Genomic DNA, 9,294 nt, shown 5'->3' on the forward strand with positions numbered 1-9,294 from the left:
CTGATACGCCATGCACCCGACACAGATGGGAAGCTACCAAATTTATAATCAGGCCCAAATCTGGAAACACCATCAGTTCTGATAACTGCATTTAGTAAATACTTATCGGCATAATTGTATTCTAACCTGCCGAAGTAAGAAATGAGATCTGCGCGATTCCTGTAACCGCCAGTTTGTGCTTCATTTCCCTGATCTAAAACATCATAATAGTGACCTGTGGTAGAGTTCTGTAAGATATTACGCTTAGTTCCCCACATTAAAGCATAATTATCTTTTTGATAAGACTGTCCACCGATAACTGTTAATGAATGTCTGCCAAATTCTTTATTGAAAGTAAGTGTGTTTTCTATAAGGACTGTGGATGACTCTCCTCTATTCTCATTTAGTATTGCAGGGTCATAAGCTTGGTTAAGTGTCCAGAATCCATCCTTTTTCAAATAAGTATAATGATCTCTGCTGGTTTCGTAACCAAGACTAGTTCTGAACTTTAATGGCTTAAGTAATTGCAATTCAGCGAATAAATTACCTCTGATTCTTAAATTTTGATTTATACGATCTTCAAGGTTCGCTATAGCAAGCGGATTAGTTCCAAATGTTCTGGCTTTGGCTTCGTCTCCGTAACCATACCCTCCCGGATGGCCGGCATCATAAACTGGTATAGTAGGCAACATACGAACAACATCAAGTATTGGGTTACCCGACATCTCGTTGTTTTTGGAACTGCTTATTGCCAGATTTTCACCAATGGTAAATATGCCTTTGGTCCCTTTTGTATTAACTCTAAAACTAAGTCGATCAAAATCAGTACTGATTACCGTACCTTTGTTTCCAAAATAACCACCTGAAACAAAATAGGTAGCATCCTTACTTCCACCAGAGAAACTTAGGTTATAATCCTGTACATTTCCTGTTCTAAATGCTACATCCTGCCAATCTGTATTTGTATTTAGATCCAGCTGTTGGCGGTTTATTTTGGCATTATCATAAGCCATAAAATTTAATCTCGAAAACTCTTCTGTTTCGGCAAGATCATACCTGGGAATAGTTTGCAAGCTACTTTTTCCTGAAAATTCTATTTTCATAGGACCATCAAGACCTCTTTTGGTAGTAATGATAATTACGCCATTCGCTGCTCTCGACCCGTAGATGGCTGCTGCAGATGCATCTTTAAGAATTTGTATGGATTCAATATCGGCCGGATTAAAGTCGCGGTTGGCACTGGTAACCAAACCATCAATTACATACAGCGGATTGTTAGCCCCAAAGTTCTTTAATCCTCTGATCTGGATCTGCGCTTCCGAACCGGGTTGTCCACCGCCCCTTACTCTGATACCGGTAGCTAAACCCTGTAATGATTCTGCAACAGTAGTTCCTTGTCTTTTCTGAACATCTGATGCCTTTACAATAGAGATAGCACCTGTGAGGTCCTTCTTTTTCTGCGTTCCGTAACCTACTACTACTACTTCACTTAAATCGGAAGCTGATTCAACTAGGGATACATTAACGGTTGATCGGCCGTTAACTGCAACCTCCTGAGTAGTGTAACCGATATAAGAAAACACAAGAACTGCATTTCCGGCATTAGGCACTGAAATGGTATAAGCACCATTCTGACTTGTTGTGGTAGATGCAGATGTTCCCTTGACCTGCACCCCAACTCCTATTAATGGTCCCGATTTATCTGATACGGTTCCAGTTATGTTGCTCTGTGCAAATACTGCCTGGCAACAGAGGATAAATAATGAACTAAGAATAAAGCAGAGCTTTAACTCTTTGCTAAAGTGTAATTTTTTTTTCATGCTCATTTACAATTTATATTTGGTTGGTTCAACTCATTCCGTAACGGCATGAATTGTTATGCTAATTGAGGAATTAACATTTGATCTTACTGATCAAACGTTGTTCAATTTGTCTCAATTCCTCCAATAATGGCAGAAATAAGGAATTCATGTTCCTTTTTGGGGGTTTTCAACCTATCTTTATAATAACCAATATAAAATAGCATTGAACAAGTTTTTATTGATATTATCCATACTCATTGGTGTGGTCGTTTCAACATTCGCACAGTCATATACCTTCAGACATTATCAGGTTGAAAACGGCTTATCTTATAATTCTGTAATCTGCAGTTTGCAGGACAGAAAAGGATTTTTATGGTTTGGAACTAAAGATGGTCTGAACAGATTTGACGGTTATACCTTTAAAATTTTCAGGAATGACCCCGACAATCCTAAAAGCATAGGCAATAACTTTATACACAGCCTTTATGAAGATAAGAATGAGAACATTTGGGTTGGCACACTGATCGGGCTATACAAATACAATCCATTAAATGAAAGTTTTGATCTTGTTGAATCTACGAAAAACAGAGATATAAGGGATATTAAGCTAGATCGTAAAGGTAACATCTGGTATATAGCAGGTTTAACGCTTTGCAGATATAACGAGAAATCTAAAAAGCTAAACACATTTGAACAAAGGGTATACTCAGGAGCTACATCTTTAACTATTACTGCAAATGATGAGGTTTGGGTTTCAACAACGGATGGGTTTATTCAGAAATACAACGACAAAAAAAATACGTTTGAAAATTATAATGTATTTATTAATTCTAAGCCAACGATTTCGTCCTGGATAGAAAAACTGCATGATACGGGAAAAGGATTCTTTTTTATTGGGACATCGAACCAGGGTATTAAAACATTTGACCTCAACACCCTCACTTACAAAGATATTTTAGTTGCAAACCCAGATCAAACACCCATCTATGCAAGGGATTTTATTACTAAAGATAACACTGAATACTGGATAGCTACAGAATCTGGTCTGTTCATTTACAACATAAAAACAGGTAAATACAGTAACCTGCGGAATAAGTTTAACGATCCATATTCAATTTCTGACAACGCGGTATATACATTAGCCCGGGATAAAGAAGGAGGAATATGGGCAGGAACATATTTTGGAGGGGTAAACTACTACCCTAATCAATATACTTCGTTCGACAAATTCTTCCCCCAGGGCGGAGGCAACAGTTTAAGCGGCTACGCGGTTAGAGAGATTTGTAACGACAAAGAGGGTAATATCTGGATTGGTACCGAAGATGGCGGGCTAAATAAATTGGACCATAAAACAGGTGTTTTTGAGCATTTTAAGCCTACCGGAGATAAAACAAGTATATCACATACAAACATTCACGGGTTACTTGTTGTGGATGATGAGCTATGGATTGGAACTTTTGAGCGTGGACTGGATGTAATGGATATAAAAACGTCGAAAGTGATCAGACATTATCGTGCCGGACAAGCCCCAAATGAATTGAAAAGCAATTTTATTGAAAGTCTGCTTAAAACCCGGTCGGGCGAAATTCTGGTGGGTACATCATTTGGCTTGTACCGCTACAATAGAGCGGGCAACGACTTCACCTTGCTAAACGAAGTGCCCGGGAACCTGCATTATTCAAATCTGATTGAAGATAGCCATGGTACTATTTGGGCAAGTTCTTTACGAGATGGACTTTATTTTTATAATCCGACCAATAGAACATCCGGTTATTACAAATACGAAGAAAATAATAGAAAAAGTTTAAGTTCCAATGCCATAAACAGCACGTTTGAAGATGCAAACGGAGGTTTGTGGGTGGCCACAGAAAATGGTTTAAATCAGTTTAATGAGAAGGAACGAAACTTTAGGAGGTATAACAGCAAAAGCGGCTTTCTGAGTAACGTATTCTATAAAATTCTCGAAGACAGGAATGGTAATCTATGGATAAGTACCTCGAGAGGCCTGGTATGCTTTAACCCTGCTACCAATCGAATTAAATCATACACTAAGGCGAATGGGCTTCTTAGTGATCAATTCAATTATAGCTCCGCATTTAAAGATGCTAATGGAAGGATGTATTTTGGCAGCGTAAAAGGGTTGATTAGTTACTTTCCCGATCAGTTCAGACAGAATAAATTTGTCTCACCGGTTTACATCACCGGTTTTCAGGTTTATAATAAAGAGATAGAAATTAATAAGAAGAATTCTCCTTTAAGCCGCTCCATTAACTTTACAGACGAGATTGAGCTGGCCCATGACCAATCGACTTTTAGTATAGACTTTGCCGCTTTGGGGTATACAGCGCCGGAAATGACTGAATATACCTTTAAAATGGAAGGATTGGATAAAAGCTGGACTTATTTAAAAACCAACAGGAAGGTATATTTCACAAACTTATTTCCTGGCACATACGTATTCAAGTTAAAGGCAGCAAACAGCAGTGGTATGTGGAGCAACAAAATCACTGAGCTAAAGATCATTATAAAACCACCTATATGGGCCAGTCCGCTTGCCTTTTTATTTTATGCCTTAGTAATTGCAGTGGCTATATACTATGCTATCCGTTATTATCATCAACGCATCAGCAACAAAAATAAGCGCAAAATTGAATTGTGGGAATCGAAAAAAGAGAAAGAACTGTATCATGCTAAGATTGAGTTTTTCACTTATGTTACCCATGAGATTCGTACTCCGCTAACTTTAATTAAAGGACCACTAGAGGAGGTAATGAAAAAGACCGAAGAGATACCTGCTATTACGGATAACCTGGTGATCATGAAGAAGAATACCAATCGGTTAATTGAGTTAACAGATCAGTTGCTGGACTTTAGAAAAACTGAAATTAAAGGGTTTAACCTCAACTTTGTAAACATTAACGTGAGCAAGTTACTGGAAGAAAATTGCTTAAGGTATAAATCAGCGATGGAACAAAAGGAGCTTAGGTTAACTGTTAATTCACCAGAGAAACCACTTTATGCATATGCAGACCCCGAAGCTTTAAATAAGATACTCAGTAATTTGATTGACAATGCGGTTAAATATGCCTCTGAACAGATTGCTATTACTTTAAATTCAGATCCGAATAATTTTGATATCGAAGTAAAAAGCGATGGGGATCTTATTCCGTTTAACATGCATAAAAAAATCTTTGAGCCATTTTATAGAATGGAAAGCAATAAAAATCAAAGAGGTACAGGAATAGGTTTACCCTTAGCCCGTTCATTGGCAGAACTACATGAGGGAACATTGCAACTTAGGACTAATGATGGCATTTGGAATGTATTCTCTCTTGTTTTACCTAAGCATCATGAAAGAGAATTTAAAATAAATGACGACCTGCCAGATGAATTACCAGTAGTTAGGGAGGTTACACAAGAAAATAAAAACATAGAATCTCCTGTTATTTTACTGGTTGAAGACAACATTGAGATCAGGGAATTTATAACAGATAAATTGATTAAAGATTTTCAGGTAATCCARACCGGTAACGGAGAGGAAGCTTTGGATGTTTTAAAACAAAAAAGTATTCATTTAATTATCAGCGACATTATGATGCCTGTAATGGATGGTTATGAATTGTGTAAGGCCGTTAAAGACAATCTGGAATACACGCATATTCCGATTATCCTGTTAACAGCAAAAAACACGTTGCAGTCTAAAATTGAAGGTCTGGAAGTTGGTGCTGATGCTTACCTGGAAAAACCATTTTCTCCGGATCATTTGCTTACCCAGATTTCAAATCTGCTTGCCAGTCGTGATAAGATTAAGAATTACTTTGCCAGCTCTCCTTTGGTGCACATTAAAAGCATGGCATACAATAAAGCCGATGAAGCATTTCTTGAAAAGCTAAATGAAATTATAAATAAAAACATTGATAATAAATCACTAGATGTAGATCTGCTGGCAGATGCAATGAACATGAGCAGACCAACATTATACAGAAAGATAAAGGCGATCTCTAATCTTTCGCCACATGAACTGATTAATATAACAAGGCTTAAAAAAGCAGCAGAATTGTTAGTTGAAGGAAACTACAAAATATTAAAAATTGCTTCTATGACGGGGTTTAGCTCGCAAGCGCAATTTGGAAGATGTTTTGTTAAACAGTTTGGAATGACCCCGTCTGAATATGCAGGATCAAAACATTTAGTTATTACTGAGGGTGTATCATAAAATTATGATGCACCCTCAATACAATATCTTTTTCTACTACCTAAAAAGTATAAATGCTATGATTAAAGTGATGATAATATTGAAGCCTTGTGCAATTAAAAAGGCATAGAAAGGTTTCTTACTGTTCTTACCAAACAGGTCCGCAAAATTGGTTTCTAATCCGATACTGGTAAAGGCAAGTACAAACCAAAGTCCCTGTAAGTTCTTTAAGCTACCTTTAACTTCGGCATTTACTTCTGGAGTAATGAAGAAAGAAAATAATAATGAGGCCGCAATAAAGCCGATTACAAATTTAGGGAAACGCTCCCAAATCACTTTAAGCGTTGGTTTACTTTCTTTATCTTTTCCGGCAGGATGTTGTGTGTATGTCCAGTATACTGAAATCGCAAATGCTGCAATACCTAACAATACATTTTGAGAAAATTTAACAATGGTACTGATTTTTAACGCTTCCTCTCCTACCAAAGAACCTGACGCGACTACTGCCCCAGTTGTATCTATACTACCGCCTAACCATGCGCCTGTAACTGCTTGCGGAAAATGAAAGTAGGCCGCAATATAAGGCATAAAGATCATCATAGGTATTGCCGTAATAAGTACCATGGATATCACATAGGATAGTTTTTTTGAATCGCCTTTAATGGCCCCTGATGTAGCTATTGCTGCTGATACACCACAAATAGAAACTGCACTGGAAATCATCATGGTTAACTCATCATCTATCTTCATTTTTTTACACAGCCAAAATGCAAAGTACCATACAGAAAGCACTACAACCAAGGCTTGGATTAGGCCCAGAGAGCCCGCCTTTAATACATCAGAAAAGATTACACTTGTACCTAACAACACCAACCCTATTTTAACAAACAGCTCGGTAGATAAAGCTGATTTAAACCATTCTGGTAACTTAAAAAAGTTACTGATTGCCAAACCAATAGCCAGACTAAAAATTACTGCTTCCAAATTCAATGCTTTAACCTGGCTATTGCCTGCAAGCACAAGCGCTATCATGGTTAAAACGTAAACAGATGGAAAGGTTAGCACTGCGCTTTTAACAGATTTCCCTGTTAAAAAAGAACCCAATGCAGCTATGATGATTACCAATATAAATTGCAATCCAATATACCCAAGGTTGGATGCTGTAAGTACTGATGAGGTGAGATCAGCTATGCTGGACCAGTTAAATACTGGAACGGGCAATAGCAGTCCTGAAAGCGTTAAAATGATTGTTAATGCTCCAAGGATAACTACTACCCAATCTTCATGAATGTTTAGTTTTTTAGTTTCTGACATTTGAATTTAGTTTGATTTGTGTATTGTGTTTGTTTTGTTTTAAATTGTGATAGAGAAAACGTCTTTTAAGGCGCGTTTTGCGGCGTGATAACCACACATTCCATGTACTCCCCCTCCCGGAGGAGTTGATGAGGAACACAGATATAGACCCTTTGCAGAAGTTCGATAAGGTGAACTGCGTAAAGCTGGTCTTGTAAAAATCTGTCCAAGGTCAATTACACCACCGTTAATATCTCCTCCTATATAATTTGGATTGTAAGCCTCCACCTGTGCGGTATTCATGGTGTGCTTTGCCAATATCCTATCTCTGAAACCGGGAGCAAAGCGCTCTATTTGTTTTTCAATAGTTTCAGTCATATCTGTTACCGATCCATTTGGCACATGACAATAAGCCCATGCCGTATGCTTTCCTTCCGGAGCCCTCGATGTATCAAATAAACTTTGCTGCGCAAGTAATACAAAAGGTTTGTCGGCATGTTTACCCTGCCAGCTAAGCTTTTCAGATAAGGTAATTTCTTCCAGCGTATTGCCAATATGTACCGTTCCAGCGTGACGTGCTTCTTTTGCAGTAAAGGGAATGGCTTCATCCAATGCCCAATCAACTTTAAAAACGCCCATTCCGTAGCGATATCTTTCCAATTGCCATTTATAAATGGAAGAAAACTTATGACCAGCTATTTGCAACAATTGCTTTGGTGTTACATCAAATAATACCGTTCGGGAAGAAGGCAATTCATCTAAAGATTTTATATAACGTCCCGTTTCAATTTTACCTCCTAACGCAATAAAATAAGATGACAATGCATTTGCAATTTCTTTTGATCCGCCCACGGGAATAGGCCATCCTTTTAGATGTGCCGCAGCCATTAATACTAACCCTATTGCCGATGTTGTTAAGTTAGACAGTGGTTGAATAGAGTGTGCTGCCATTCCGGCCCATAATCCTCTTGCGGCTTTAGTTTTAAATCTTTTAGCTAAGAAAGTTGCCGATGTAAGTGCATTTAATCCAAATTTAGCCATAGCAATGGGGTGTTTAGGAAAATGCAAAGGACCAAGAACATCGACTGCTATATCTGGCCAGTCTTTAACAAGCGGCTTTAATAATTTAAGATAGGCTTGTTCATCGTCGCCAAGCAATCTTGCAGTTTCTTCTATAGAACTTCCCAGGACAGCCGCCGTACCGTCATCAAATGGATGAGCAGCAGCAAGATCTGGAAATGTATAAAACAATCCATAATCCTGAAGCGGAAGTGTATTAAAAAATGGCGAGCCAATTGCAAGCGGATGAATAGCAGAACAAACATCATGCACAAAGCCAGGTAAGGTAAATTCGGCAGACCTTAATCCGCCACCAATCTCATTCTTTCCCTCAATAATCAGTACCGACAGGCCTTCCTGTTGTAATGCTATGGCAGCTGCTAAACCATTTGGCCCTGAACCAACCACTACTGCATCAAAATCTGGTTTTCCCACTATAATTTATTTCTTACTTAATGATAATTTATTTTCGTTTAACAACCTTGTTACTGCATCGTGAAGGTAGGGATATTTGAATTTAAATCCATTCTTTTCCAAAACTGACGATACCACTCTTCTTCCTGAAAGGACAAGTTCTGCCTCTGTACCAATAAAAACAGCACCTATTTTAATAAATATAGCAGGGTTTGGTAACCCAAAGGGAATGTTAACAGACTGTCTGATCGTTTTCATAAATTCTTTATTAGTTACCGGAAAAGGGCTGGCTGCATGAACAATTCCTTTAAAATCAGCATCTAAGATTGTATATCTAATCAGATCCGTAAAATCCTGCTCATGTATCCAGGTCATGTATTGGTTACCTGTGCCTATTTTGCCGCCTAGTCCAAACTTAGCCATATTCAGGAATGGTTTTAAAATGCCACCATTTTGTTGCAAAACCATCCCTATTCTTAAAAACACTTTTCGCGTTTTCGGAGTATCATATCTAGCGAAAGCTTTCTCCCAGGCCTTACAAACTTCCGGAGA

Annotated in this window: 5 protein-coding genes; 1 reads left to right on the plus strand and 4 read right to left on the minus strand. The window is 38.1% G+C overall.

Annotated elements, in window-relative coordinates; all coding sequences use genetic code 11:
- Positions 1 to 1,799, minus strand: a 1,799-nt coding sequence (locus AC1DDX_RS16665; protein WP_477622294.1) for a SusC/RagA family TonB-linked outer membrane protein, incomplete at its 3' end; no start/stop codon positions are given.
- A 205-nt stretch (positions 1,800 to 2,004) separates the two neighbouring features.
- Here AC1DDX_RS16665 and AC1DDX_RS16670 point away from each other — a divergent pair.
- Complete coding sequence (locus tag AC1DDX_RS16670) at positions 2,005 to 5,997, plus strand: hybrid sensor histidine kinase/response regulator (protein ID WP_337715133.1); 3,993 nt, start codon at positions 2,005 to 2,007, stop codon at positions 5,995 to 5,997.
- A 36-nt stretch (positions 5,998 to 6,033) separates the two neighbouring features.
- Here the strand turns inward: AC1DDX_RS16670 and AC1DDX_RS16675 are convergent, their stop codons facing one another.
- From AC1DDX_RS16675 to AC1DDX_RS16685, 3 genes are all read right to left on the minus strand, one after another.
- Entirely contained in the window at positions 6,034 to 7,290 is a 1,257-nt protein-coding gene (locus AC1DDX_RS16675) for a YeiH family protein (RefSeq protein WP_048904555.1), read from the minus strand.
- 39 nt (positions 7,291 to 7,329) lie between these two features.
- Positions 7,330 to 8,763, minus strand: coding sequence for a phytoene desaturase family protein (locus tag AC1DDX_RS16680; protein WP_337715134.1), 1,434 nt, complete (start codon positions 8,761 to 8,763; stop codon positions 7,330 to 7,332).
- A gap of 6 nt (positions 8,764 to 8,769) precedes the next feature.
- A partial coding sequence (locus AC1DDX_RS16685; protein ID WP_477622295.1) for a DUF1731 domain-containing protein occupies positions 8,770 to 9,294 on the minus strand: 525 nt, incomplete at its 5' end.

The sequence above is a fragment of the Pedobacter sp. 10L46_2 genome, assembly GCF_056395165.1.